This window comes from Psychrobacter submarinus (assembly GCF_904846685.1).
Taxonomy (GTDB): domain Bacteria; phylum Pseudomonadota; class Gammaproteobacteria; order Pseudomonadales; family Moraxellaceae; genus Psychrobacter; species Psychrobacter submarinus.
Map to the genome: position 1 here is coordinate 785,558 of NZ_CAJHBQ010000001.1, position 26,754 is coordinate 812,311.

Consider the following 26,754-nt stretch of genomic DNA (forward strand, 5'->3'; position numbering starts at 1 on the left):
TTGTTTATAAATACTATTAAGTTAACCACCATTTATTCAAATTATAATACTGGATTAATGGTAGGAATCTTTGTGCTTTGCTGGCTTTGATTTGTCGCTATCGAATGCTCTTTATCTGGGTTGCTGGCGCTAAAAGCTTGTTTTTTGGGCTCAGTCGGCAAGCCTATCTCATCAAGACTGCTTTGCTGCCCGACTTGAATGTTATCGCCTTCAAATAAGCGCTCGCTATCATCGCGCTCACTGGCCAACGTTTCAAAATCGAATAGCTCGCGATCGGCTAATTGTGACGGCGCAACGTTTTGCATAGCTTTAAAAATAGAAGCCAAGCGCTGCGGATGAGCATCATCCCATTCGCGTAGCATATCGTTGATAATAGCGCGTTGCAGGTTGGTTTGGCTGCCGCATAGATTGCAAGGAATAATCGGGAACTCCTTTAGCGCCGCATAGTCGATGATGTCTTTTTCTTGTACGTAAGCCAGCGGCCGGATCAAAACATTTTGCTTGTCATCACTGAGAAGCTTGGGCGGCATAGACTTTAGCGCGCCGCCATGAAAGAGGTTCAAAAAGAAAGTCGCTAGCATATCATCGCGGTGATGACCTAGAGCGATTTTGGTCGCGCCGATTTGTTTGGCAAAGCCATAAAGCGAGCCGCGACGTAAGCGTGAGCACGCTGAACAGTAAGTCTTGCCTTCTGGTACCACGCTTTTGACAATACTATACGTGTCTTTTTCTAAGATATAATGCGCTATCCCTTGCTCATTTAGATAATTAGGCAACACCTCCTCTGGGTAGCCTGGCTGCTTTTGATCCAAATTGACGGCGACAACATCAAAATGAATCGGCGCCACACGTTTTAGCAGCAGTAAAATATCGAGCAAAGTATAGCTGTCCTTGCCGCCTGAGACACAGACCATGACTACATCGCCGTCCTCTATCATATTAAAATCTTGAATCGCTGCAGACACTTGCCGGCGTAGCTTTTTTTGTAGCTTACGAAAGTGCGCTGATTCAGTCGGTGCTTGTGAGTCAGCAGCCCTATCCTCATTACTATCCTCTTCAGCATCGGCCTCTATACTATAACGATTAAAACCTGCTTCATTAGACATATCATCAGACACATCGTTGGTCTGAGAAGGGTTGTCTGGCGTAAACAAGGTTGCTGTGGTCATAAGTTACTCAATATCTTTATAAGGATGATTTTACTATAAAGCGATTTGCTATAAAGCACCGTCAATGATGCGAGATGGTCGCTGCTTTAAAAGCTGCGATTATAACAAATAATGCTAACAGATTGAAAAGATGACAGTAATACAGACTGTATTTTATCAGGATATTATTGGATATGGCTTTGTCGCCTTTGTGACGCGTGATTGATCGCTTCATGGTTCTGTAATAACCGTATTTTTGCTAAAATGGCGTTTTCGTAAACCAATAATAGATACTACTATGACTAACGTTACTTTGCAGAATCCCTCAATGAATCAAGCGTCCAACAGCAACGATACTCTTCACAAAAACCAAAATGCCGTGGTGCTTTTATCAGGTGGTCTCGATTCGGTGACGTGTTTGTATTGGGCAAAGGCACGCTATGCCTCGGTGACAGCGGTCAGCTTTGACTATGGGCAACGTCATAATAGTGAGCTTGTCGCAGCAAAGCGCATTGCTGAGACAGCAGGCGTCAACCACAGAATTATCGACATTGATATCGCCCAGCTTGGTGGCTCATCACTCACCGATCACAGCATGATCGTACCAGACGGCGATACCGACAAATTCCCTAATAAAAAGCACGATGAAATCGATAACGATGCTATCCCTAATACTTATGTGCCTGCACGTAATACAATCTTTTTGTCTTATGCTCTAGCCGTCGCTGAAGTGACTGATGCCAATCATATCGTCATTGGGGTCAGCTCAGTTGACTACTCGGGCTATCCTGATTGCCGTCCAGAGTATATCGAAGCATTTGAGCACATGGCCAATCTGGCGACAAAAGCGGGCGTTACCGGTCATCGCTTGTCTATCCAAACCCCACTACAAAAGCTGTCCAAAGCTCAAACTATTGAGCTTGGTCTATCATTGGGCGTTGATTATGGACAAACGATTTCTTGCTACCGTGCCGATGTGAACGGACTTGCTTGCGGCGTTTGTGACAGCTGTGCGCTACGTCGCCAAGGCTTTGCTCAAGCTGGCGTCACTGACCCTACTCACTATCAAGCAGGCTAAGCAAGATAGGCTTGATGAATGTGGCCTGAACCGGCGGCATCAATCAACATTAGCGAAACATTCATTTGCATTAACACAGCACGTCGCCATTGTATTTTTATCACCATACTTGCTATGGTATGGACAATCATTTTTGCCAATTGAATAGATTATATATAATATAGGTTACATGAGATATCACCGATGATTCAGTCACTCACATATCAGTGATCCAGCTGTCTATTGATTATAAAATCACATTGAATACCAGAGTCAAAAATTGACACTACCTGCAAGAGGATATTTATGAAGTTATTGCCATTACTCCCCCTAGCCTTAGCTGCCGCGTTCGCAATGCCGCAAGCAAACGCTACTGACATTAAAAAAGATAATATCAATCAATGTATTAGTGGCGCGGTTAAATACAAAGTTGCCGATAGAAATACCGCCTCTAAGCTGTGTAACTGCACTATTAATGTGCGTAGTAACATGACCATCGGTCAAATGTGGGAAATTGAGAGTTACGCGCAAGACAAAAAAGACCCTTCTAGCTTACCTTATGTAAAAAAAATGCAGCGAGACTTACAGCAATGTACTGAAGGTTTAGACTTAAAGCAGCCACAAAAACCCTCTTAATACAGCATACAGCCATTTTGACCCGTATCAATATAAAGTAATGAATTATAGGCTTGTCAAAGCTTTTATTATATTGACTCTATCCTATTAAATTCATATAAAACATAAGATAAGACTGGCGGTTGTCAGTCTTTTTTATATCTATAAGCTATTGTTTATATTGATAATTATTGAAATAGTATATTGAATGGTAGCCACTTTGGTAGCCATTTTTATAACTACCTATGCTTGATTGTAGCCATAGGGCGTTATAATTGTTTAGGTCTTTATTAGCGGTGACCGCTGCCTAAGTAATTTTTATGCGTCCGCAAAATTAAAAGTTTAGCCCATTGACTTTTCATTAACTCCTTTAACTTTTATTAACTTCTTAACCTGCCCGCTTTAACCATTTATAGACGCTAAGTTATACGCTATAAGGGTTCGGCTAGGTTCACGGCTTTAACTTACTTTTGAAACGGTTTTTATTTTGCGCGTGTGGATAGTGGCGGTGTCCGTTGGTTCGAGCGTAAATATATCAAACAATACCCCCCTCTAACGTGTCCAAAAACTAGCAGACTGTTTCAGGTTTGCGAGCGTCAACGGTTCGGACAATGATGCTTATCGGCTGCACCTCGTTATCATCAGTAACGCCCTTATCTAGCCCTAGCAGCTTTGCTTTTGACATGGTAGCAGCAACCATAGCAGACGCTTGGCCATTCTCCTTAGCGGTCAACCTGGCATCGTCTAATTCTGTCATCAGGTCATCAATACTCATTTTTTGCATGGCTTATCCTTTGAGTTAGCAACTGGTCATCGTTTGCCAATTCATTCATCAGCTCGCTAATGGTCTGCACCTCACCAGCATTCACATCTTTAATTACTGGCTTATCGAGTCCTAGTAGCTTTGCTGTGGTAACAGTCGCTTGTATCATAGCGGTAGGCTTGCGCTCCTCTATTGCCATTTGCCTAGCTTCCTCTACTTGATCGAGTAAGTCATCTAGCGTTAATCTGCTCATTATCTCAATACTCATCTTCTAACCTCTTACTAATAGCGAGCGCTACCTCAGGCGTTAATGGTTCAGGCGATACACCCGTGATATTAAAAACGACTGACTCATCATTGTTTGCCGTTACGTCTTTAATCGGCTTATCCAGTCCTAGTAACTTCGCTTGTGCAATAGTAGCGACTACTAGCGCGTTTGGGTTGTGGTCATCTATCGCCATTTGCTTAGCGAGCTGTAAATCTTGCATTAAGTCGTTAAGGTCAGGTAATCGCATTTAATCCCTCAGTGAGTGCAATTTAGTTTATCTAGTGTTTGCTGCCAAACTTGAGCGCTAAGCTTGTCATGCTCGTTTACTAACCTATCAAACGTCTTTGAGTGCATGTAACGCGGTTTAGCTCCTACGCCATGAATAACGCCTTGCTGCCAACCTAAACGCGCTCTAATGGCTGCTATACGGCTAAACACTCTATCTATCGGCTGTTGTAGCTGACTGCCATAATTTGCGCCTATGCAATGACGGCATACATACACGCCAGCGCAATATAAAACACTGACACGCTGCGAGAATTTAGGGCATAGCCACCAATAGCGATAACCGCCATAGTGACAAGCTGATTTTGATAGCTGAATAGAATAGTTATAAGGTTTATTGCGATGGGTGTAGCTGACTTCGATATATTTAGCGCTACCTTGTTTAAGCTGATCTCGATAGCGTGAGATAGGTAATTTTAAGTAGTCGCTCAGGCTGTGAGTAGTGGCAAGTGCTGGCATGTTATCTAAATCATTAGGTAAATTCATCTTTATTATATCATCGTGAATTTTATTAACCTAAATTATTCTTAGTATTGAAAAGATACTTATAAAGTGTGCCTAAACTGCCTTAATCACTTGTAAGCTTTGTATCATATAGGGTTATCCTATTAATAAACCTATCCTAAGCCGTCCTAAACTGCCTAAATTGTCGTAGATAGGTAGCATTGAAGATAATATTTAGGCATAAAGGCACGTAAAGGCAAAAGCCATTAATAAATAAAGCCCTCTAACCATATAGGATAGAAGGCATTTAGGCATAAAGGCACGTTTTAGCGTGTGCCTATGCTGTTATCAGTTTAGGATTGATATAGATTACTTTTCTCTTACCTTCATCAGCTTGTTTAATATGCCCCATACTTTCTAGGTTATCGAGTTCGCTTTGCAGTATCTTATTATTTTTACGCATGGGTTTAGGCGCTCCATTATAGATATAAGTACGGTTTAAGATCATCGGGTTTTTGCCCTTAGCCTTATCCACTAGCCAGCTACTTAACTTTTCGCTATCGTTCTGTTCACCTGTAGGCGTTGCATCAAGATAGCGCAAGCGTTCGGCTGTTGAATACTCAACCAACATAAAAGCCCTTGTAACGTCATCTACTGTTATCGAAGTACGTTCATCAAAGAAGGCTATCAATGACGCTATACGACTAGCATTTTCTGCCATACGTGATGCGTAAGCTTTCAATGTTGCAAAAACTCCCCCTTTACGCTGTCTATTCTCAATAGCTTGCTTATGGTCATCAAAGACTTGCTTTGCCCTGCTATCAGCCCATTGTATTTTGATGCGTTCAGGCTCACCATTCGGGGCTATAGGTAGATTAGCTGGTGACGGATTAAGTAAGCTTTCACAGCGTGACCAGTAAGCAATTAGGTCAGGATTATTATGGGCTTTATCGTCTTTGCGCTTGGGGTCGTTCCATGTTCGATAACCTCGCAAGTCCTCAGGACAAGCAATTAAAGCACGTGCTAAAAAGCCTTGACCATTCAATAAAGGATCGGATAATGCTGGCTCTAATATAATGCGTTGAGCCATAAGCATAAGTGTCAATCGTGCATTAAAAGCTTTGGTTCGTGGATTAGCAAAAGCATTTTTTTGTGACCTTGACCGATTGACCACACCACCACTATATAGATCAGTAAAACTGGTTAAGGCATTGCCAGCGGTCTTACTTGTCATCGAGTGACCATTAAAGAATTGGGCTGCGTCATCGGTTGCCCATGATGCGTTAATGATCTCTAAATTGACGTATTTATCTAGTATTGTCTCTATAGTGGCATCTTTAAAGACGGTTTCAGGGTTATAAGGCTTTGGGGTATTGTCTAAAAATGCTTGTCTTTCTTTACCTGTCAAACTTGCCTTGTCTTTCTCCCATGTCTCTAAGTCCGTTAAATATAACTGATATTGTCTTTTTTCGTGTTCATCTATTTTTAAATGGGTTAAGTTCATAGTTTCAGTTTTACCGCTACCACTTTCGCCCTCTGTTACTAATATAAGACTGGCTGGGTTGTGTCTGTCTCCATGCGGTGCATTAACAAACTGTTGGCCTATATGCGCCAATGCTCCTAAAACGCATTGACCAGCCATAGCAAGCGGTACTTGTGCATAGTATGATACTGCGATAATCACTTTCTTTAATAGTCCGTCCCATGCGTCTATAGGGTATGGGGTAGGTTTGCTGGTATCGGTTGCCAGTGTCTCAGGCTCTCCCCATGCATCAGCTAACAAGTCTTTGACTATTGTTTCAGGGTCGCTTAAAACGTCATCTAGCGTCTGTTCATTATCAAACGATAGCAGCAAGTCAAAAATAGTTAGTATGGCTTTGACGTTTACCCCTAGCAGTGGCTTTGTGATCTCGTCTTTTTTATCAATGGTAGCAGTAACGATCACTTGCTTAACCTCAGCAAAATGCTTGACCATATTATTAAAATGAAAAGGGTTAGCACTGACTAAGATAGTCACGTTTAGCCCTTGGCTATCAAATTCTCTCTTTAAGGCTGTACCATCAGCTAGGCTCTTTACCGCGTACCAGTCGCTATCTGGGCTTAGATTACCGATAATAAACGCGCTAGGCTGGTTTGGGTCGGTCACTTCAATAGGTGTATCACTATTGAGCGTATAAAGCCCTATATTGTTTGGCTGGTGCATATTGTCGCTTAATATCAATGCTACCTTGCCGGCGGTATCGACTCTATCACCAGATATATAAAAGGGTTCAACAAACTGTCTTAGCTTATCGCCTTGACCTTGTGCGATTAGGCTAGCTATCGTTTCATCATCTGCTATAATTTCAACTGTAGTTTGCTTTGTACTGCCTAGTAAATTGCTTAGCCCCTTGTCATCAGCTTGGGGCTTTGTTTTGTCTGTGTTATTCATAATCGCCCCCTTGATGCTCATTAGTGTCATCGCTTATCTGCACGGTACATGCGAGCGGTGATAGTAATAAACCAATCACTATTACCCATGCCATAAACTTAACGAAGTTTGTTAATAGACTGATCTTGTTATCTTTGCTCATGTCTTAAGTCCTCCACGTTAAAGGCTATTTCTGCTATTTTTACAGATAGATTTTTTAGTGACTCCACTTGTCGACTGCCTGTAGGTAGTAAGCTGCCTAGTATCTTGGTTTCTAGCTCTGCAAGCTCTGTCATAGTATTAATAATGGTTACATTAGCGTGTAAGGTAATAATGAGCTGATCTATAAAATCTTCGTTTATCATCAAAAAGCCCTGTTCTTTGAGCCTGCTCATTACTTCGTTGACCAGTTCGTCATTACTCATAATTGCACCTCATTAGCCAGATGATCGGTATCAACCCAATAAACGTGCCAATGCTTGCCGTCTTTATCTACTCGCTTGCGCTGTATGGTTAAGCCTGTATTTTCTAGCTGATTAATGCGAGTGGGTAGCGTGGCTATTCTATAAAGTTCGATAGCTTGCCAGCGTGTGATTGATTGACCAGTTAAAAGATGGTCTTTGATTATTTGGTTTTGGCTGCGTTTTGGCTTATCCATGACTAAGCCCCCTCATTAGTAGCGTTTAAATATTCCACAATATCGCTACCTTTAAAGTAGTAAACGCCATTGATAGATAACGGCTTTGTGATCTTGTCCGTTTTAATCCATCGTCTAATCGTTTCGGGGTGCTTATGGAATACTTCGGCTATTTGCTTAACCTGATAAAGCTCTTTTGGGTTCGCCAATAGGTCAGCTAGGCTTAACTTGCTGGTGGGGTGTGCGTGGGTAGTGTTAGGCATTGCCTTAACTCCTTAACGGTTATGGATTGAAGTCGTTAAGGACATGCTATTGTAGGTAGGCGTTGTAAGGAATATTTATGCGTGTATAGCGCATGGTATGCCTGCATAGCGTGTTGTATGCCTGCATACCACAGTATGATAGGTTATGAAAAATCGCCTTTGCTGGCTTGACTTAGCCATCGTTTGATAGTGTCATAAGACGGCTTTTTATCTGTTTCAATATTCTGCTTTATATATTCGGCTGTTTCTGCAAAAGTAGTGAAGTTCTGTTCGTCCATGATCTGTAGATATCGTTTCTTTTTTTCAGGTCTAGTTTGATTGTGCTTTGACCATCTTTTATTTGCCTTTGACTTGTTAGACTTTGATAGTTTTTTTTGAAAATCATTGTCGCCTCTAACCTCATTCGTTCCTGCACCAAAAACATAGCCGGCTAAGTTGATACAGTAAAAACTGGCTTCATATTGTTGGTTCTCAAAATAAAGTCTAGCAAAAGCTTTTAAATTGATACAGTCACATAGTTTATGAAAGTTTAAGCATTTAAGCTCCTTTGACTCTAAGTAAATATTTTCGTTACTGAGCATAATATGAACAGATAAACCTCGATACATAATAGGTTCTTCTTGATAAAAATCTACACGATAACTCTGTTCTTCTAAAAGTTCTTTGCAGTCTTCAATAGCAATATTCTCTATTTTTTCTATCAGCTCATGAATGATTGTTATTTTCTTTCTATCCTTATAACCTACGTCAAAAAAATTACGACTTAGTAAGAAGTTAGGTGGGCTATCTAGTAATTCTTTTAAAAATACTGTGGGTATAGTCGTTCTGTGCTGTAGTCTTTCAAACTCCGTCTGTTCAATTTGTTTAAGAATTTTTTCAAGATCAGCATCTGAAAAATCCTTTCTAGACTTAACCATAAATCACACCTTTACACACCTTTGTATAGAAGAAGGTGCAAGGCGCTGGCTGCTTTAAGGTGTGTAAATTGCAGCCGTTCGGGTAATTAGTCCTAGCCTTGCATGGTCATTGTAGCGGTGTTTAGTCGCTAAATATGGTCATAACTGTTGCCAATAGCCTGTTATCTTTAGATCAACATTTTCACGATCATTTGATAGTCGCTCTACTTCTTTTATAGCAACATCATAGAAAAATGAATTATTAAGCTTTTTCCCGTGGTCAGTTTTATATTTGACAAGCTCCCCATTAATTAATACTGAGTAAATAGGTGCGTATTTCAAGCCGTCATATTCTGCACCATCTGGCGGTAAACTATCCCAAAATGCGCGGTCATCTAATTGCTGGCGTGTTGGTTTGGTGTCTAGTGTCATCATTGTTACTTCTCCATTGGTGGGTTTTGTTGGTTAGGTTTTAGCCGTGGTTCTGTTTGGCTGCTTTCTTAAAATCAGCATGAATAACATTGTCAAACTTACCTGCTTTAATATCGTCTAGGTAGTTCGCCCATGCTGTCATCATTTCGGCTCTTTGCTCTAAGCCTGTCATGCGATTGTATGCCGTGCCATAGGCGTTAAGCATGCGGTGACCTAGTGCCAGTTCGGTTATCAGTTCGTCATAGCCTAGCCTTTCCATTAGCATGGTTTTTGCGCTACTTCTAAAACCATGTGGGCTATGAATACCTTTATAGCCTTGCCCGTTGTTCATTAAATCACTGTTTAACACTTTGTTGATCGCTTGCGTATGCTGATAAGGCGCTTTTTTGCGTCTAGGGTTAAGAAATACATACTCGCTATCGCCTGTCAGGCTTCGCATTTGCTCTAATATAGCTAGGGCTTGCGGTGCTAGTGGTATAACAATGCTTGCCACCATATCGCCCCTATTACCTGCCTTTTGTGGTTTAAGTTCCCATTGCTTCCTGAGCCAATTAATATCAGCCCACTGCATAGCGCAAACATCGCCAACCCTAGTAAAAGTTAAAGCTAATAGCTGTAATATACGTTTGTTATATAGCTGGCTTGCATCGTCTAGCTGCTCAATATCGTTTAACAGTTTGGCAAAGTTTATGGGGTCTGTTAATGATGGGTAGTGTGTTTTTTTATGCGTTATGAGTGTGCCTTGTAGGTCGCTGGCTGGATTGTATTCTATAACCCTATGCCTTTTAGCCAGCTGTAAAATACTCTTTAATAAGAATTTGACCTGTAAGCCCTTAGATGGGGTTTTCTTTTGAATGTCAGTAATAAATTTTATAACCATGCTTGGGGTTATGTCTGTCACTCGCATAGCCCCTAAATGCTTTTGAATAGGTTTTAGTAGCACTTGATTGTTATATAGCGTTTTTGCAGTTAAGTTTTTACTGGCTTGCAGCTCTTGCCACTCACTAATGAAGTGATCGAGCGTGTTTAATCTATCTAGTAGCTCCTTTTGCTTTTCGGCCTCTTTATGCTCTAAAGGGTCTATATCTTTGGCTAGCAATGCCATGTTATCCCTGTACATATCCCTAGCATCAGCAAGCGCTAAAGCTGGGTATTGTCCTAATGTCATGTAAGGGCGTTTACCTGTCATGGGGTGGGTGTAACGGTGTCTAAAATCTATTGCAGCATCTAAGCCGTTTTTGTGTGGTCTTATGCGTAACTCTAAGCCCTTATAGCCAGCTATGGGGTAACTGGTCGTTTTGCTAGCTTGAATAGTTTCCCTAACGGCTTTTTGAATTTGCGAGTCTAATTTGATCGCTTTCTTTGTCATGTCGCCTATACCCCATTTTTTGGTAGCCAATCTGGTAGCCATTTTTTAACATTTGGTAGCCACTTTGGTAGCCACTTAAAACGCTTTACATTGTAGGTTAATGTTGTACGTTGTAAGCTATCATATAGCTAAGGCTAATATATATCAAGGCTTTAGGGTGTTATTCTAATATTTTTTATTGTCTATTATTTATTGAAGTATGAATATGTTGATATTAAAAATACTGGCGGTTGTCAGTCTTTTTTTGTGGATGAGTTGCCAACGAACGCACAAAGTGCAAAACTGAGCCTTGATGATTACCATTAATGTTTGCCAATCTCAACTGAAAAGGAACTTATTATGGCTAAGCCAACGACCGAAAACATCGCCTTACCTGATTTTCCAGTGACGCTCGTGCGCCTACTAGACGGAAACTTCATTGAAGAGGATATCAGCTTACAACAGCTAGTAGCGAACAGACAAAAAGGCCTAATCCTCTATTTCTACCCTAAAGACAATACGCCTGGCTGTACCACTCAAGCCACTGACTTCACCGCCCATCTGCACGATTTCGATGATTTGGGCTACGATATCATTGGCGTCTCTCGTGACAGCGCCGAATCGCACAAAAAATTTATTGAAAAATACGACTTACAAATCCCGCTAATTAGTGATAGCGATGAGAAGCTCTGCCAATACTTTGAGGTTATCAAAGAAAAAAACATGTATGGCAAAAAAACCATCGGTCTGGTGCGCTCCGCTTTTATATTTAATAGCGAAGGCACGCTCACTCATGCTCAGCGCAACCTGCGTGCCAAAGGCTATGCCGAGCGTGTCTTGTCTCTGTTAGCCCCTCAATAATAAATCTTTAAAATAACTTTTAGTCGAAGGCGTACACTAGCCTGCCTTCGGTAACTAATCGTTAATAACTAAATATTGGTAACTCAACATTTTTGCAACAGCTCGCTACGCTTATCCTGCTGCGCTTTGGTACAGATTATCTTACCCTAGCGGATGAACATAGAGTATCAGTCATCAAGTGACAGCTATAGGCATTTCTAAAGGCAGCTGAAAGAACAGAGTCAGTATTGATACTAGCCGTGAGAAAATTTGTTAAATTATAATTATTGATAATAGGAAGAATTATGAACCAATCGTCTGAGAACCTCACTGATAAACCGTCTAAACAAAGCTCCGATAGCGTCACGCGCAGTGTTTCAGTCGCTGTTATTGGCGCAGGTACTGCAGGGCAAAACGCCTTTCGCCAAGCGAGTAAAATTAAGAAAGATATCGTGATTATTAATGAGGGGTTTTGGACCACGACTTGTGTCACGGTCGGCTGTATGCCAAGCAAGCTGCTCATTGCCGCCGCTGATCGTGCTCACGATGCTAAATACTCAGAAGAGTTTGGTATCCATAGTGAGGTGACCATCAATGGCAGGCAAGTCATGGCGCGGGTGCAAGCAGAACGCAGTCATTTTAAGAGCTATATTGAAAAGCAAGTCGAAAGCTGGCCGGATGATAAAAAAATAGACGGGCGCGCTTACATTAATAAAGAAGGTCTGATTGAAGTCAATGATGAGCGTATTAAGGCGGACAAGATCATCGTTGCAACTGGCAGTAAGCCGTTTGTCCCTGACGGCTGGTCTGATAAGCTAGGTGAGACATTACTGACTTCTGACAGTGTGTTTGAGTTGTCTGATTTGCCTGACTCTATGGCGGTAATTGGTACGGGCGCTGTGGGCTTGGAGCTGGCGCAAGCTTTTTCGCGTTTGGGAGTCGCTGTGACGGCGTTCAACCGTGAAAGCCGCGTCGCTGGTCTAAATGACGCTGACATTAATGCCAAAGCTATTGACTGCTTGAGCGAAGATTTGACCATGCATCTCAAAAGCACTATCAATGATATAGGTCACGAGATCAGCACCGATGGTAAGACAGCGGCTTTTATTGAATATACGGATAAAGATGGCAATGAAGGTCGCTGGCAGGGTGAGCGAGTGTTAGTGGCTACTGGACGACGCAATAATATCGAGCAGCTAGGTGTGGAGAACTTAGGCGTTGAGCTTGACGATAAAAACCGACCCAAAAATTTAGATAAGCACACCGGTCAGATAGGGGATTTAGACGTCTATATCGTTGGCGATGCCAATGCCAACATTCCACTCTTACATGTCGCTAGTGATGAAGGCTATAGCGCTGGTAGTATCGTCTGTAGTCAAAATACCGATGCTTATATTCGTCCGGTAGCGATTCCTTTTTCCATCGTCTTTACTTCTCCGCAAATCGTCAATGTCGGTATGACCCAACAAGAGATTGAAGACGATCCAGATTTAGAATACGTGATTGGTAAAGTCAGCTTCGATAATCAAGGCCGTAGTCGTATTATGGGCGTCAACTGCGGCCTGCTGCACATTTATGGTTGTAAGGAGACTGATAAAGTATTAGGCGCAAGCATGGTTGGCCCAGACGCTGAATATATCGGTCATATTTTAGCCAATGCCATAACTAATGAGATCTGTGTAAAACAGCTGCTTGATACGCCTTTTTATCATCCTACTATCCTTGAGGGATTACGTACGGCGCTGCGAGATGTTCAACACAAGATGGCTATCCCTTATCAATCACTCGACACGCAAGAAGATGGTTTTTAGGGCGCTGTTAAGATACACTTTTAGGGTAGTGGCTTGGTTTAAGCCGTTTTTTAGAGCAGCGTGTTTGACCCTAGACTAGCCTTTATTAACACACTCATACGGACAATAAGATGGCCATCGCTAGCATTACTGATTTTTTTGAGGAAATCATTCGTGATTTGCATGCCAGTCTTTATTTGGCATTGGGTGGCTCATTAGAAGAAGATAATCTAGATTGGTCTGCTTATGCTATAGAGCTGGCTAGTACTGCTATTAAGATACTGATACTGTTGGCTATAATAGGGTTCTTTTATTGGTTAGCGATTTATCTGATAAAAAGGAACAGTGAGCGCTTGCACATGAATGAGCGCCGGGTCAAAATCGCTCGTTCAGTGCTGCGTTATATCTGGATAGTGGCGAGCCTTATCGCCGTTATGAGTCAAGTCAACTTTGAGCCTGAGACAGTAAAAGCTACTGCCAAAGCCTGTATTTGGGCAGGTATTTATTATATCTTATGGACGTCGTCCGGACAGATTATCCATAAAGTGCTACAGCATTATGGTCTCAACGCCTCCATCGAGCAGTTACTCAAAAACGTACTATCAGTACTACTTTTGGTGCTCGGGCTTGCCAGCGTCATGGCGCAGTTCGGTTTTGACATTGTCTCTTTGGTTGCCGGTTTAGGTATTGCAGGTCTTGCTGTTGGTTTTGCGGCGCAGTCCACGCTTGCTAATTTTATCGCCGGTATTACTATTTTGCTGGAGCAGTCCTTTCAGGTCGGCGATTGGGTCAATATCAATGGTAACGAGGGCCGCGTGGTGGTTATCGCCCTACGTACCACTCATGTACTGACTCGCGACAACATCACCGTCATCATTCCCAACTCAAACGTCGCCTCCTCTGAGGTCACTAATATCACCTCAAAAAACTTTATCCGCTTTGATATTCGGATGCGTATCGCTTTTGAAGATGATATCGAAAAAGCGCGAGAAGAGATATTGCAAGTGCTAAAGGATACCGATGCGGTACTAAATCGTCCTGAGCCCTCAGCTACTGTGGCAGAAATCGGCGAATATGGGGTGTTCTTTATTATTCGCTTTTGGGTTAAGCCGGCCTCTGTCGCCCGGATGCCCAAAATAAAAGAGGACCTGCAAGAAAAAATCAAAGTGGCTTTTGACGCTGCCAATATCTCAACTCCCTACCCGCACATGCGCCTCTTGATGCCAAAGGATGTCGATTATCCTATCGCGACTAAGCCATTTGAAACCACCACGCAACTGGTCTCCGATGAGATAACTCTGACTAAGAATAACGATTAAGGCGTACTGATAATTATAGAGCACTGAGCGCTTTGGTCATTGGACCATATCAGTGCTAAATATGTTAAAATTATCGGTCAAATGACATCACCGTTTTTGCTTTACGCTCTTTTTTTTCCTTTGATTCGCCCTTTAGCTACAGGTATCCGTATGACCGAACCAACCTTTTCTGCACAGCCTTCATCCTCGCTGATGCTCGATCTTATTATCACCTGTGCCGATGGGCTTGAGCTGCCGCTACAAACTGAGCTGTCAAGCTTCGGTATTGTAAGCGATATCAAAAGCACTGGGCGCTTGAGTGTTAGCGCAAGCTTGCGTGATCTGTATACGATTTGTCTTTGGTCGCGCGTAGCATCGCGGGTACTGATGCTGATTAAGCGTAAAAATATCAACAGCGACTATGATGTCGCCGAACAGCTCTATGGGCTAGCTAAGTCCATAGACTGGACGCAGCAGTTCGACCTAGAGCAGACCTTTGCTATACGTCTGTCAGTTGATAAGCGCGTGGCGGTCAGTCAACAGTTTGCGATGCTACGTATCAAAGACGCCATTGCCGACACCTTTAACGAAGCTTATGAGAGCCGCCCTGACGTCGATAGTAAAAACCCAGACTTCGCTATTTTTGCTACCGTCAATGACAAGCAAGCTGAGCTGTATTTAGATCTATCCGGTACCAGCTTGCATCGCCGCGGCTACCGAGTGGCAATGACTGATGCGCCATTAAAAGAAAACTTAGCAGCTGCCCTACTCTACAGCTCGGACTGGCATCTAAAGAATAAAGAGAATAACGCCCCTCTATACAATGCCTTGATTGATCCAATGTGCGGCTCTGGTACTTTTATTATTGAAGCGCTTTTGATGCATTTAGATTATGCCGTTGGTATCGATAAAGCCGCTAATCAGTTTGGTTTTTATCAGTGGCAGCATCACGATGAGAGTCTATGGCAGACGATGATTGACGAGGCGCAAGATCGTCACCGTAATGCGCTCGCTATTGCACTTGAGCAGCCAGATACTTTGCCGTTGATACTTGGTTTTGATGCCGATAGCGGCGCTATCTTAGCAACTGAGAAAAACCTAATAGCGGCTGGATTACAAGACCTGCTACCGCTGATCGATCTGGAGACGCGTGCGCTCGATAAATTAACTCACACCTTGCGGCCGATGGTCAAAGATGGCCGATTAAGCAATCCGCTAATTATCACTAACCCGCCTTATGGTGAACGCTTAGGTGACGAGGACTTTATTCGTCCGCTTTATCAGGCATTAGGGCTTATTTTGCAAGATAGCTTCGCCGGTAGTGGTATCGATCCGATGCTCGGTATCCTTGCTGCTCATATCGAGCAAGTCGATATCTTGCCGATCAAAGAGCCGAAGACCCTGCGCTGCCATAACGGCGCGATAACGGTATATTTCCGCTACGGTCAGCTCATCGCTGGGCAAACGGGCAATCTGGTGAGCGATTTTGAGAAACGTGAAATTAAGGTTGAGGAAGGTCAAGACTTTATTAATCGTCTGCAAAAAAACTTAGGTAAGCTTAGAAAACAAGCCGCTAAGCAAAACGTGAGTAATATTCGCGCTTATGACGCTGATTTGCCAGACTTCAAAGTCGCTATAGATCTGTATGGCGATTATGTGCACGTACAAGAGTATGCACCGCCAAAGACCATTCCGCCTGAAACCGCCAAAAAACGCTTTAATTTAGCGCTAATGGGTATTCGCGAAGTTTTAGACATTAACCGCGAGCAAGTATTTATCAAAACTCGCGCCCGTCAGTCAGGTAATGAGCAATATAGCAGGCAAAGCAATAGTGAGAAAAAAGGTAAGTTTTATATCGCAAAAGAGGATGGCGCTTACTTTTATGTCAACTTTACCGACTATCTAGATACCGGATTATTTATCGATCACCGCAATATGCGCGCGCGCATCAAGGCGAACAGCAAAGATAAATCCGTGCTGAACCTATTTGCTTATACTTGTACAGCGAGTGTGCATGCAGCCTTAGCTGGCGCCAAAAAAGTCACTAGCGTTGATTTGTCACAGAATTATCTTGATTGGGGCAAGCAGAACTTTGTGCTAAATGGTCTCGATATCAGTCGTCATAAGTATCAGTTTGTCGCTGCTGACATTTTTGAGTGGATAAAAGACAATACCGAGCAGTTCGATATTATCTTTATCGATCCGCCGACTTTTTCGAACTCCAAAAAGTTCCAGGGTACCTTTGATGTGCAGCGCGATCATGCGGCGCTTATTAACCGCGCCATGAACCGCCTAACTACTGGAGGGGTTCTATACTTCTCCAATAACTTCACTCGTTTTGAGCTTGATGAGCAGCTCACTGAGCGCTATGAGGTGACTGATATTACCCATCAGACGATAGGCTTTGATTATAATATCAAAAAACCTATTCATCAGAGCTTTGAGATTCGTCATCGTTAAATTTAAGTTAATAATAAAGCAACAATAACGGTGATAACGATGACCTGATCAGCTTTGATTGGGTCATTTTTTGTTGTTATGATAGAGCATCAATAAGTAGTCGATACCTCAGCGTACTACGTGCTGTTAAGCTATTTATTGCCATTTATATGTACTATAACAATGACTAAAAGGATATCTCCATGGCTTTATCACTTAATAAAGGCGGTAACTTATCGCTAACCAAAACTGACCCGAACCTCAATAAACTGTTAATCGGTTTGGGCTGGGATGAGCGCGCCACCTCAGGTGCTGAGTTTGATCTAGACGCTAGCGTGTTTTTGCTAAATAACGCCGGCAAGGTACGCGGCGATCATGACTTTATCTTTTATAATCAGCTCAAGTCTGACAACGGCGCGGTTGAGCACACCGGCGATAACCGTACTGGCGAAGGAGATGGCGATGATGAAGTCATCAAAGTCAATCTCACGCAAGTGCCAGCGGACGTTGATAAAATCGTCGTCACTGTTACTATTCACGATGCTGCTGCCCGTGGTCAAAACTTCGGTCAAGTTGCTAACGCGTTTATCCGCGTCGTCAATGAAGAGTCTGGCACCGAAGTGGTTCGTTTCGATTTAGCAGAGGACTATTCAGTTGAGACGGCTATGGTGTTCGGTGAAGTCTATCGCCACAATAACGAGTGGAAATTCCGTGCGGTAGGCCAAGGCTACTCTGGTGGTCTGCAAGCAATGTGCCATCAGTACGGCGTTGATATTTAATTCTAAGGCTTATTTTAAATCGCTGTTGCGCAAGCATAAACAAGCATAAAAGTGTCTTTTAAGATGCCAAATATGTACCGTTCAGTGCGCTATTTTTGCTGATATTTTGTGTGAGGTGACTTTATTTTTGCTGAACCACCACCATAATAAATCTAAGAATGAAAGCGCGTGGATGGCAAAAAAGCATAGCTTTTGCTAGTCAAACCGTCCAAAATGCTTTATGTTTCTCTCAGTTTTTCCCAAAAAAGCAGCTATCATTAGCTGCTTTTATACTGACTATTACTCCAACTAAACAAGACTAACCCAGCATTCGCTTAATGCAATAAGACAGGATATGTCATGAGACATTTTTATTTAGATTTTATCTTCACCGCTATTGCCTTGGCGGTAGCGGCTTGGTGGGGATATTCAAACGGTGGTTTAGGCGGAATGATAGCCACGCTATCGATTACGGCTATTTTGGCGGTTATGGAGATCTCCTTATCCTTTGACAACGCCGTCGTTAATGCCTCCGTCCTAAAAGGCTGGGACGACTTTTGGAAAATGATTTTCTTAACCGTCGGTATTTTGATCGCCGTCTTCGGTATGCGCTTGGTCTTCCCTATCGTCATCGTCGCTGTCACTGCCGACTTAGGTATGATGCAGGTCGTCGATTTGGCTTTGAACAACCCTGAAGAGTACTCTGCAAGATTGATGGCACATCATGCTGAGATTTCAGCGTTTGGTGGTATCTTCTTACTATTAGTCTTCTTAAACTTTGTCTTTGATGATAAAGACGTACATTGGTTTAATTGGCTTGAGAGCCGCTTAGCCAAACTTGCCAAAGTCGATGCGATGAGCGTCTTTATCGCGCTGATTGTGCTGATGATTGCGGTGTCCTTTGCAGCAGAGGCGCAAGCGGCAGCGGTGCTAATCGCAGGCGTTTGGGGTATCTTAGTATACTTAGGCGTGCAAGTTATCTCAGGCATGCTAGAGGGCGATCTTGAAGAAGAGCTCGATAGCGAGGGTAATAGCACCGGGCAAGCGACTAGCGCTATTATGAAAGGCGGGATCATCGGCTTCTTATACTTAGAAGTGCTTGATGCTTCCTTCAGCTTTGACGGCGTTATTGGCGCATTTGCGATTACCAACGATGTGATTGTGATTATGCTGGGTCTGGCTATCGGTGCGATGTTCGTACGTTCGATGACGATATTCTTAGTCGATAAAGGCACGCTCGATGAGTTTATTTATCTTGAGCATGGCGCGCATTATGCGATTGGTGCACTTGCTGTCATCATGTTGTTATCGGTCAAATTCCATGTGCCAGAGCTGATTACGGGTCTGATTGGTATTGCCTTTATTGGTTGGGCGCTGTTAGCTTCGCTTAAGTACCGCAAAACCGAGGCACTAGCGAACCCTAAGGGGTAAGCAGAGCTTGTAACTTAGCCGCTTGAGACAATAAAAAAGAGCTATAGCGATCATTCGTTATAGCTCTTTTTATGCGTGAGAATTATCTAATGGTTCCGCTCTTTGATACCTTTTGCCCGGCTTTTCTTCTTTGCTCAGTCTTACTTTTCTTTTCCGGACAACATCTTTTGTAGCTTTGCTAAAATCACACCGTATAGTGGTAAAAATATAAGCACGCCCATCACCATCTTAAAGACATAATCTACCGTGCCGATCTCGACCCAATTTGCCGCCATAAAGGGGTCTGGGCTTTTGTAAAAGGCAATAGCAAAAAAGCAAAAGCTATCGATTAGATTGCCAATTAGTGTGGAAGCCAAAGGCGCAATCCACCAAGTTTTAAGCTGGCGTAGTCTACTAAAGACCTGAATATCTAGTAGCTGCCCGACCACATACGCGGTGAAGCTGGCTAACACAATGCGAAATACAAACAGATTAAAATCAAGCAAGTGCTCATGCCCGACAAACTGACCGTTGGCAAATACCACAGAGAAATAGTACGAGATTGCTAGGGCTGGCAGCATCGCAAAAAAGATAATGCGCCTGGCCAACTGCTGACCAAAGATACGTACAGTCAAATCAGTAACTAAGAAGATAAACGGAAAAGTCACCGAGCCCCAAGTGGTGATAAAACCAAAGAAGCCAACCGGGATTTGTACCAGATAATTACTGATAGCGATGATAAAGATGTGGAGACCCACAAGCCAAAATAAAGCACGGCTATAATCAATGGACTGCGTAGGAATGGCTGAAATAGAATTGATGCTCATAGAAGAGTCCTTTTTTTAATTCAGGGTTGAGGGAACCTGAGCGCGCATATTATAAAGCAAAAGCGATAATAGCTAAAGCCGTTAGGGTAAAAAAAAGTTTTAGTCGCGGCTTTAGATAAACTCCCTTCATGAAAAGCTAAACATGCTTAACATAGATAATCTTAAGACAGCTCTGTAAACAGATAACCACAAAATACGACTTGCGTAGTCAGTACCTGCTTAGTATAGTAAAACGTAACGCTAAGCAGCATCGCATCTAGGCTTAGCAAATAATGCATCATCTTATAATTCATTAATAAATCATTTATTTATAACGAAAAGGACAACTTTATGGCTATTAGCTTAACAAAAGGCGGTAACGTCAACTTATCAAAAGAAGCACCAGGCCTTACTAACATTACTGTTGGTCTTGGCTGGGATCCTCGCGCCACCGATGGTCAAGAGTTTGACTTAGACGCGATTGCGTTTTTGGTCAATGAAGGCGGTAAAGTGCGTAATGATAAAGACTTTATTTTCTTTAATAATCTAAAGTCAGACAATGGCGCCGTTGAGCACACTGGCGATAACCGCACTGGCGAAGGTGACGGTGATGATGAGCAAATCAAAATCAACTTAGCCAACATTCCAGCGGATGTCAGTAAAGTCGCCGTTTGTGCCATTATCTATGAAGGCCAAGCCCGTAATCAAAACTTCGGTCAAGTAGGCGAAGCTTATATCCGTATCGTCAATGACAATGGTAATAGCGAAATCGCTCGTTACGACCTATCAGAAGATGGTAGTACTGAGACGGCTATGATCTTTGGCGAGCTATACCGTCACAGTGGCGACTGGAAATTCCGCGCTGTCGGTCAAGGCTTTAGCGGCGGTTTAGGTCCATTAGCGTCTTCTTATGGTGTGAACGTCTAAGGTTAGATTCTCAAACCTTTACGCAGCAAGTATTCTCTATTAAAGCTAGCAAGTGCGATGATTATCCGTGTTTGTTGGCTTTAATTTTATTCACTCATCAACCGTCCATCTTCTTTATATCATTGATAGCAAAAATAAATGATCAGTTAAACGACTAGCTTAAGGATTTATTCGTTATGGCCGCGACTTTTAGTTTAATAGGTACCATTGAGCCTTTTTTGCACTGCAACCTGCAAAAAGGCGATTCGATCTATTGTGAAGCCAATGCTATGGTCATGATGGAGTCCAATCTTGAATTAAAAGGCAAGCTTCAAGGCGGTATTATGCAGTCGCTCATGCGCCGCTTTGCCAATGATGAATCGCTGTTTCAGCAGCAGATTGAGGCCACAGGCGGTGAAGGCGATTGTCTGCTCGCCCCTACGCTCGACGGCGACATGCAGATACTCGATGTTGGCGCGCAGCAATATACCTTAAGCGACGGCGCTTTTGTGGCTGCGCAAAAAGACGTCGATATCAGAGCCAATATTCAGCGTAACCTTGGCGGTGCGGTATTTGGCGACACTGGCGGTTTTATGGTAATGCAAACTCAAGGTCAAGGCCAAGTCGTGGTCTCAGGCTTTGGTTCGCTATTTGAGATTGAAGTGGAGCCGGGTAAAGATGTCATCATTGATAATGGTCATGTGGTCTGCTGGGATTCTAATTTAGAGTATAAACTCTCGGTCTCGACCAGTAAGAAGAAAGGCTTTATGGGTAATATCATCAACTCTGTCACCAGTGGCGAAGGTATGGTGCTGAACTTCTCAGGCTCAGGTAAAGTCATTATTTGCTCACGTAACCGTGACAGCTATCAAGGCTGGATTCAAAGCGTGTTAGGTAGCAATGCAGGTGGTCGCGGCGGCGGTGGCGGCTTTTTGGATAATATCCTATAAGTCGAAGCTGAAGACAAGACGCAGCCCTCAATTTCACTATAGTGCTTTATTTATAACATTATGAGTCGCTATTATCTTTTATAAACACACTTATAACGACTAAAAGGAATACAATATGGCAGTAAGTCTACAAAAGGGACAGAAAATATCCTTAAGTAAAGAAGCAGGCGGCACGCTGACCCAAGTCAAGCTGGGCCTCGGCTGGGATGTCGCGCAAGCACCGCAAGCGCAAAAAACTGGCTTGTTAGGTAAATTATTTGGCGGCGGTAGCGGCGGGGGCGACACTATCGATTTAGATGCTTCGTGCATTATGTTCGATAGCAACAAGCAAGCTGTCGATGCTATTTGGTTCGGTCAACTCCAATCCAAAGATGGCAGTATCTTGCACACCGGTGATAATCGTACTGGCGCCGGCGACGGCGATGATGAAGTCATCAATGTTGATTTATCCAAAATTCCAGCTGCTGTGACCTCTTTAGTATTTACGGTCAATAGCTTTACCGGTCAGACTTTTGAGACTGTTGAAAATGCTTTTTGCCGTATCGTCAATGCTAGTAACAACTCAGAGGTAGCGCGTTATAACCTCTCAGCGCAAGGCGGACACACCGCGATGATTATGGCAAAAGTCTATCGCCATAATAATGAGTGGAAAATGCATGCTATCGGTGAGACCGCTTCTGGCCGCACCTTCCATGACTTAATGCCTGCTATCGCTCCGCATGCCTAAAAGTCAATTTGAATTTTTGCAAAAAAACAGCCTAGCTATACTAGATAGCTAGGCTGTTTGCTTTATCAGCTCCAAACATTCACTCTGCCCCACTACTATTTACTACCCCGCTTCCAGCTAAAACCCCAGTTAAAGGCTTTATCCATCTCTTTGTGTCCATTGAAGTATTGGTTAATGCGCTCGACATTGATACTGCCCTGCTGATTGACGAGCCGTGCAATTGCGCACATCGGCGCATTCCCCGCGCCTTCGGTCAATCGCGTTTCAATTGGCGGCTGCCCGGGCACATGTATCGTCACTACGCCATCGGTTTGTGCCCAATTAGGCACGCCCTCATAAATGAAAGCAAAGATAAACACCTCTTGGATTTGCGACCACTGCTGACCGTTGATATCAAGCCATTCGCCATCGCTGACTTGCCCCGTTCTATCGTCAGCGCGCAGCAATACAAAAGGTGAGCCATTTAAGTTACCAAAGCGATTGCCTAGCGCTTGTATTAGGGTCTTCTCGCCGTTTTTTAAATGCACCATCGCGCCAATATCGAGATCGATACCACCTGAACCGCGCTGCTTAAATAAATCTCCTAATAGGCCTTTTTTTGGCGCGGCTTTATCAGCATTCGGACGTTGATTCCAGTTCAGATTGACCGCTATCTTACCGAAGTCATCACGCTTGGTAAGGTTAATACTGGATTGATTTTTGGTCAAAGTAATCTTGCTTAGATTCACTGAGGGGCTTGCTGGAATCGGCGGCGGATTGCTTTGAGCAGTGTTTTGATTACCATTACTTTGGGTACTGCGATTAGGTTTTTGGGTGTTAATGGCTTGTGATTGACTCTGATTTTGTTCAGGTGCTTCATCAGCAATCTCTACTCCGAAATGCTCAGATAAAGGTTTCAGGCCACCGTTAAACCCTTGCGCGATAAATCGAAACTTCCAGTTGCCTTGACGACGATAGCACTCTGCTAAGATAATGGCTTTTTCATCACGGCCTGCGCTACTCAGCTGACAAGTTATTAGCACTTGGCTGCCTTGTAGCACTTGAATATCGACGTCCCCTAATTGCGAGAGCGTCTGATTGCTAGAAAAAGCCAGCGCAATTTTTTCAATCTCATTGGCTTGTGCAGGTAGGTTAATATCAAAAAATCCATCGCTATCGTGCCCGCGAAAGCTGACGCTTCCATCATCGCTACGCGTCTGACCATAAAAAATCATGTCACCGTCACCGCGTACTTTCCCGCTACTAGTTAGGCGATAAGCGGCGCAATCGATTGCGTTATGACTCAAAATACGAATGCTAATATTGTCATTAGGCAGCGGCGCATTAGCACCCGCTACTAATTCTTGCGGCTGGGTTTGACTCATTATATTGTCCTTTTACTATTTGTCGTCTTTTTAGCTAGCTGCGAAAGCCATTTGTGGATGATTCACTTGAAGATGATTATATACTAGCACGGATATGAGGCTAGTTTTATAGCGACTTATCGCTTAGCTTTGGGCAAAATTATTTTAAGAATGAGCGCACTATAAGCAGTTATCAGTCAGCGTATTTGTATATAATGACCACAAGTATTTTTAAAGTTTTGACAATCATGGACAGTGTTATGGCTAATAAAGTGAATGGCAGTGAACCAATAATAGCGGCTTGGCTTGCTGAAGGACAATCGAGCCAGCGCGATATGCTTGAGAGTCTGCAAGCGCTTAAGGCGCAATCTATAACACCTTTCACCATAATCGCTTCACATCGCCATGACCGTCCTGAGATATTTGAGTTTGCTGATACTATCTTTCGTGAGCCTTATAAAGCAGCAACCAGTAAAGAGATAAGCATCAACCCAGCCCCTGCTGAGCGTTGGCAGTTCGTACTAGAACAGGCTAAGAAAAACCATGTCAAAGTACTGCTGACTGGCCGCAATAGTCGCGATTATGAGGTGCATAGAGACTTATTTACCCAAGCTGGTATCCGGCTACTAACCGGAGCCACTAGCGTTACGGCACTTGAGACTATCGATGATAAGTTTGCTTTTATGCAGCACTGCCTTGCACACAACATTCCTGTGGCAACCGCTTGGCGCTTTGATACGACCGCTGAGCTCGAAGCCCTGCTCGCTAAACATAGCCAACAAAGACTATGCGTAAAGCCTGTGACGGGCATATTCGCGCAAGGATTTTGGCGACTAGACGCAGGTTTCGATAGCGATTGTCAGTACGATAGCTTTGAGCATTTATACTTCACCGACAGCAAAAAGATTAGCACTGAGCAATTTGTCAACGCTTACGCCAATAGTCAAATGGTACACAAGCGCCCTATTCCTATGTTGCTTATGCCCTATCTATCAGGGCGCGAGTATTCTATCGATGTGGTCTGTGAATATGGCGAAGTGCTGGCGGCAGTCACCCGCTACAAAGAGGGCAAAATTCAGCACATAGGCTACGACAAGGCTGTGATGGAAGTCGTCACTGCGCTCATAAAAGCCTTTAACTGTGATGGTATCGTCAGCGTACAAACCAAACAGAATGACGAGGGGCAGCACTGTGTGTTAGAGATTAACTCTCGCCCCTCTGGCGGTATTGGCTACACCGCCCATAGTGGTATCGATCTAACCCAAATCGGCTTTGGCTATTGGCTCGGCTTAACCGACAAGCCAAAACTTAGTGATAGTATTGAGCAAATCACTCCTTGTCAGATACGTTCTATCGTGACGAGCGTCAAGGTTGAAACAGACGTATAAGGACAGTAGCGTGCTTGCAAAAAGATAAACTATCTCAGCTATTATGACTCAGCTCAGGAAAGCGCCTAACCATATATACCATCACTATTAGAGCAAGGGCTGCTATCGCCGCACCGACAAAGCCCACGCTCGATAAGGAGATATAAGTCACCGCGTAGCCGCCAAGTAGCGCGCCCATTCCGATGCCTAAATTGATAATCGCTGAGAACATCGCCATGACCATATCTTGCGCATTAACATCAATCTCGATGACTTTAGACTGAATGGTTAGCATCAACAAAATCATCGCTGTGCCCCAAACCACCGTCACGATACTCAGTAGCCAGATCGAGCTGACCGCCCACAACATCAGCATCATCGCCGCCAGTATCAATACGGTAGATATCAGCATAAGCCTTGTGGTTGAGCGCTCATTCCAGCGGCTAAAGATATAACTACCGATAAGGCCAGCACCGCCGAACAAGAGTAATATAAAGGTGACTTGGTTCTCACTAATAGTGCCGATCTTACTCATAAAAGGTTCGATGTATGAGTAAGCGGCGTAGTCAGCAGTGAACACCACAAAACAGAATAAATAAAGACAAATGAGCAGCGGGTTTCTGAGCAGCTCAGGCAGCTTACTAAAGGAGCCATCGAACATACTAGGCAGATCTGGCAGTAGCTTAGCTTGCAAAATAAAGACGATAAAAGCGATGATACCGATACCTGCAAAAGTGGTACGCCAGCCAAACCATTGACCTAGTATGCGTCCTATAGGCACTCCTAATACAAGCGCTAAAGATGTGCCAGTCGCTAATATACTCAGTGCTAAGGCTTTTTTGCCTTGCGGTGCGACTCGCAGGGCTATCGCAGCCGTAATCGCCCAAAATATTGCATGCGAGAGTGCGATACCCACGCGGCTAATGAGCAGTACGTTAAAGCTCCAAGCAAACACTGATAGCGCGTGACTGGCGATAAATACAGCAAATAGAGCAAGCAGCAAACGTTTACGCTCGAGGCGAGTGGTCAGCAGCATGAGTGGCAGAGACATAGCGGCAACCACCCAAGCATAGAGCGTCAGCATCCAGCCTGTCTCTGCAGTCGTAATCGAAAAATCTTGAGCAATATCACTCAATAGCGCCACAGGCACGAACTCAGTCGTATTGACGACAAAGGCGCTCACCCCCATTAATATCACTTGAAAATATTTGCTTCGGCGAGAAGCGGAATTGGGCTCTGGAGGGGGTTCCATAGAATCTACTCTATAGGGGAGCCAAAATGGTAATATTGGCCCAATAAGTAAAGGAATAGCGCAAGGAAGATAGACCGTTAGGCTTATAGCATCACCGAACTATCATCTCTTTCGTTACTATTGTAAAAAACACCAACACTGTGACATTCTATTGGTAATTGATATATGTTGATAAGAAATGCTGAGCCAATATACTTTTGGTTTAGAGTTTAGAGTAAAAGTGAACGCTAAAAACAGCTACTTTTTTAGGGGAATTTAATCGTAATCTCGTCACTAAGCAAGCTTAATTTAGTAAACAAAGT

The 26,754-nt window shown here is 43.4% G+C and carries 28 protein-coding genes; 12 read left to right on the top strand and 16 right to left on the bottom strand.

Going from position 1 to position 26,754, the window contains the following annotated elements:
* Positions 1-41: 41 nt before the first annotated feature.
* Positions 42-1,169, bottom strand: coding sequence for a tRNA 2-thiocytidine(32) synthetase TtcA (ttcA, locus tag JMY03_RS03555; protein WP_201601099.1), 1,128 nt, complete (start codon positions 1,167-1,169; stop codon positions 42-44).
* Positions 1,170-1,446: 277 nt separating this feature from the next.
* Between ttcA and queC the strand changes: the two genes are divergently transcribed.
* The gene (gene queC / locus JMY03_RS03560) at positions 1,447-2,226 is read left to right on the top strand and encodes a 7-cyano-7-deazaguanine synthase QueC (RefSeq protein ID WP_025647393.1); all 780 of its coding nucleotides are present in this window, start codon (positions 1,447-1,449) and stop codon (positions 2,224-2,226) included.
* Positions 2,227-2,511: 285 nt separating this feature from the next.
* Complete coding sequence (locus JMY03_RS03565) at positions 2,512-2,841, top strand: hypothetical protein (protein WP_025647395.1); 330 nt, start codon at positions 2,512-2,514, stop codon at positions 2,839-2,841.
* Positions 2,842-3,388: 547 nt separating this feature from the next.
* Here JMY03_RS03565 and JMY03_RS03570 read toward each other — a convergent pair.
* The 12 genes from JMY03_RS03570 to JMY03_RS03625 all read right to left on the bottom strand — a co-directional run bounded on the left by JMY03_RS03570 (position 3,389) and on the right by JMY03_RS03625 (position 10,629).
* On the bottom strand, positions 3,389-3,604 hold the full coding sequence (locus JMY03_RS03570) for a hypothetical protein (protein ID WP_201601101.1): 216 nt from the start codon (positions 3,602-3,604) through the stop codon (positions 3,389-3,391).
* A complete protein-coding gene (locus tag JMY03_RS03575; RefSeq protein WP_201601103.1) occupies positions 3,585-3,851 on the bottom strand; it encodes a hypothetical protein in 267 nt (88 codons plus the stop codon). Before JMY03_RS03575 ends, JMY03_RS03570 begins: the two co-directional genes overlap by 20 nt.
* Complete coding sequence (locus JMY03_RS03580; RefSeq protein ID WP_173240227.1) at positions 3,841-4,098, bottom strand: hypothetical protein; 258 nt, start codon at positions 4,096-4,098, stop codon at positions 3,841-3,843. Before JMY03_RS03580 ends, JMY03_RS03575 begins: the two co-directional genes overlap by 11 nt.
* 8 nt (positions 4,099-4,106) lie before the next feature.
* Complete coding sequence (locus JMY03_RS03585) at positions 4,107-4,622, bottom strand: hypothetical protein (protein ID WP_201601105.1); 516 nt, start codon at positions 4,620-4,622, stop codon at positions 4,107-4,109.
* A gap of 295 nt (positions 4,623-4,917) precedes the next feature.
* Positions 4,918-7,011, bottom strand: a complete 2,094-nt coding sequence (locus JMY03_RS03590) for a DUF3987 domain-containing protein (RefSeq protein WP_201601107.1) — start codon at positions 7,009-7,011, stop codon at positions 4,918-4,920.
* Entirely contained in the window at positions 7,004-7,153 is a 150-nt protein-coding gene (locus tag JMY03_RS03595; protein ID WP_201601110.1) for a hypothetical protein, read from the bottom strand. The genes JMY03_RS03590 and JMY03_RS03595 overlap by 8 nt, the downstream gene beginning before the upstream one ends.
* On the bottom strand, positions 7,140-7,415 hold the full coding sequence (locus JMY03_RS03600) for a hypothetical protein (protein ID WP_201601113.1): 276 nt from the start codon (positions 7,413-7,415) through the stop codon (positions 7,140-7,142). The genes JMY03_RS03595 and JMY03_RS03600 overlap by 14 nt, the downstream gene beginning before the upstream one ends.
* Positions 7,412-7,648: a helix-turn-helix domain-containing protein gene (locus tag JMY03_RS03605; protein ID WP_201601116.1), complete on the bottom strand. Its 237-nt coding sequence runs from the start codon at positions 7,646-7,648 to the stop codon at positions 7,412-7,414. Before JMY03_RS03605 ends, JMY03_RS03600 begins: the two co-directional genes overlap by 4 nt.
* A 2-nt stretch (positions 7,649-7,650) precedes the next feature.
* The gene (locus JMY03_RS03610) at positions 7,651-7,890 is read right to left on the bottom strand and encodes a helix-turn-helix domain-containing protein (RefSeq protein ID WP_201601118.1); all 240 of its coding nucleotides are present in this window, start codon (positions 7,888-7,890) and stop codon (positions 7,651-7,653) included.
* A 143-nt stretch (positions 7,891-8,033) separates the two neighbouring features.
* Positions 8,034-8,807, bottom strand: a complete 774-nt coding sequence (locus JMY03_RS03615) for a hypothetical protein (protein WP_201601120.1) — start codon at positions 8,805-8,807, stop codon at positions 8,034-8,036.
* Between the two features lie 138 nt (positions 8,808-8,945).
* Positions 8,946-9,221, bottom strand: coding sequence for a hypothetical protein (locus JMY03_RS03620; RefSeq protein WP_201601122.1), 276 nt, complete (start codon positions 9,219-9,221; stop codon positions 8,946-8,948).
* 37 nt (positions 9,222-9,258) lie between these two features.
* Positions 9,259-10,629 carry a tyrosine-type recombinase/integrase gene (locus JMY03_RS03625; protein ID WP_201601124.1) on the bottom strand — a complete coding sequence of 457 codons (1,371 nt, stop codon included), beginning with the start codon at positions 10,627-10,629 and terminating at the stop codon, positions 9,259-9,261.
* A gap of 297 nt (positions 10,630-10,926) precedes the next feature.
* On the opposite strand from JMY03_RS03625, the gene JMY03_RS03630 reads away from it, so the two are divergent.
* The 6 genes from JMY03_RS03630 to JMY03_RS03655 all read left to right on the top strand — a co-directional run bounded on the left by JMY03_RS03630 (position 10,927) and on the right by JMY03_RS03655 (position 19,122).
* Positions 10,927-11,427, top strand: a complete 501-nt coding sequence (locus JMY03_RS03630) for a peroxiredoxin (protein ID WP_025647397.1) — start codon at positions 10,927-10,929, stop codon at positions 11,425-11,427.
* Between the two features lie 284 nt (positions 11,428-11,711).
* Positions 11,712-13,217, top strand: coding sequence for a dihydrolipoyl dehydrogenase (locus JMY03_RS03635; protein ID WP_201601126.1), 1,506 nt, complete (start codon positions 11,712-11,714; stop codon positions 13,215-13,217).
* 110 nt (positions 13,218-13,327) lie between these two features.
* Positions 13,328-14,515 carry a mechanosensitive ion channel family protein gene (locus tag JMY03_RS03640; protein ID WP_201601128.1) on the top strand — a complete coding sequence of 396 codons (1,188 nt, stop codon included), beginning with the start codon at positions 13,328-13,330 and terminating at the stop codon, positions 14,513-14,515.
* A 150-nt stretch (positions 14,516-14,665) separates the two neighbouring features.
* The gene (rlmKL, locus tag JMY03_RS03645; protein WP_201601131.1) at positions 14,666-16,954 is read left to right on the top strand and encodes a bifunctional 23S rRNA (guanine(2069)-N(7))-methyltransferase RlmK/23S rRNA (guanine(2445)-N(2))-methyltransferase RlmL; all 2,289 of its coding nucleotides are present in this window, start codon (positions 14,666-14,668) and stop codon (positions 16,952-16,954) included.
* A 182-nt stretch (positions 16,955-17,136) separates the two neighbouring features.
* On the top strand, positions 17,137-17,712 hold the full coding sequence (locus tag JMY03_RS03650) for a TerD family protein (protein ID WP_025647405.1): 576 nt from the start codon (positions 17,137-17,139) through the stop codon (positions 17,710-17,712).
* Between the two features lie 339 nt (positions 17,713-18,051).
* Positions 18,052-19,122 carry a DUF475 domain-containing protein gene (locus tag JMY03_RS03655; protein ID WP_201557053.1) on the top strand — a complete coding sequence of 357 codons (1,071 nt, stop codon included), beginning with the start codon at positions 18,052-18,054 and terminating at the stop codon, positions 19,120-19,122.
* 140 nt (positions 19,123-19,262) lie between these two features.
* On the opposite strand, the gene JMY03_RS03660 is transcribed toward JMY03_RS03655, so the two are convergent.
* On the bottom strand, positions 19,263-19,928 hold the full coding sequence (locus tag JMY03_RS03660; RefSeq protein WP_201557054.1) for a 7-cyano-7-deazaguanine/7-aminomethyl-7-deazaguanine transporter: 666 nt from the start codon (positions 19,926-19,928) through the stop codon (positions 19,263-19,265).
* 330 nt (positions 19,929-20,258) lie between these two features.
* Here JMY03_RS03660 and JMY03_RS03665 point away from each other — a divergent pair, with 330 nt between their 5' ends.
* The 3 genes from JMY03_RS03665 to JMY03_RS03675 all read left to right on the top strand — a co-directional run bounded on the left by JMY03_RS03665 (position 20,259) and on the right by JMY03_RS03675 (position 22,490).
* Positions 20,259-20,834 carry a TerD family protein gene (locus JMY03_RS03665; RefSeq protein ID WP_025647412.1) on the top strand — a complete coding sequence of 192 codons (576 nt, stop codon included), beginning with the start codon at positions 20,259-20,261 and terminating at the stop codon, positions 20,832-20,834.
* A gap of 176 nt (positions 20,835-21,010) precedes the next feature.
* The gene (locus JMY03_RS03670) at positions 21,011-21,763 is read left to right on the top strand and encodes a TIGR00266 family protein (protein WP_025647414.1); all 753 of its coding nucleotides are present in this window, start codon (positions 21,011-21,013) and stop codon (positions 21,761-21,763) included.
* Positions 21,764-21,878: 115 nt separating this feature from the next.
* Positions 21,879-22,490 (top strand): TerD family protein, encoded by a 612-nt coding sequence (locus JMY03_RS03675; RefSeq protein ID WP_201601134.1) that lies wholly within the window; start codon positions 21,879-21,881, stop codon positions 22,488-22,490.
* 95 nt (positions 22,491-22,585) lie between these two features.
* Here the strand turns inward: JMY03_RS03675 and JMY03_RS03680 are convergent, their stop codons facing one another.
* The gene (locus JMY03_RS03680) at positions 22,586-23,854 is read right to left on the bottom strand and encodes a TerD family protein (RefSeq protein ID WP_201601138.1); all 1,269 of its coding nucleotides are present in this window, start codon (positions 23,852-23,854) and stop codon (positions 22,586-22,588) included.
* Between the two features lie 239 nt (positions 23,855-24,093).
* Here JMY03_RS03680 and JMY03_RS03685 point away from each other — a divergent pair, with 239 nt between their 5' ends.
* Positions 24,094-25,221, top strand: a complete 1,128-nt coding sequence (locus JMY03_RS03685) for an ATP-grasp domain-containing protein (protein WP_201601141.1) — start codon at positions 24,094-24,096, stop codon at positions 25,219-25,221.
* 34 nt (positions 25,222-25,255) lie between these two features.
* Here the strand turns inward: JMY03_RS03685 and JMY03_RS03690 are convergent, their stop codons facing one another.
* On the bottom strand, positions 25,256-26,452 hold the full coding sequence (locus JMY03_RS03690) for a sugar transporter (protein WP_201601145.1): 1,197 nt from the start codon (positions 26,450-26,452) through the stop codon (positions 25,256-25,258).
* Positions 26,453-26,754 lie beyond the last annotated feature (302 nt).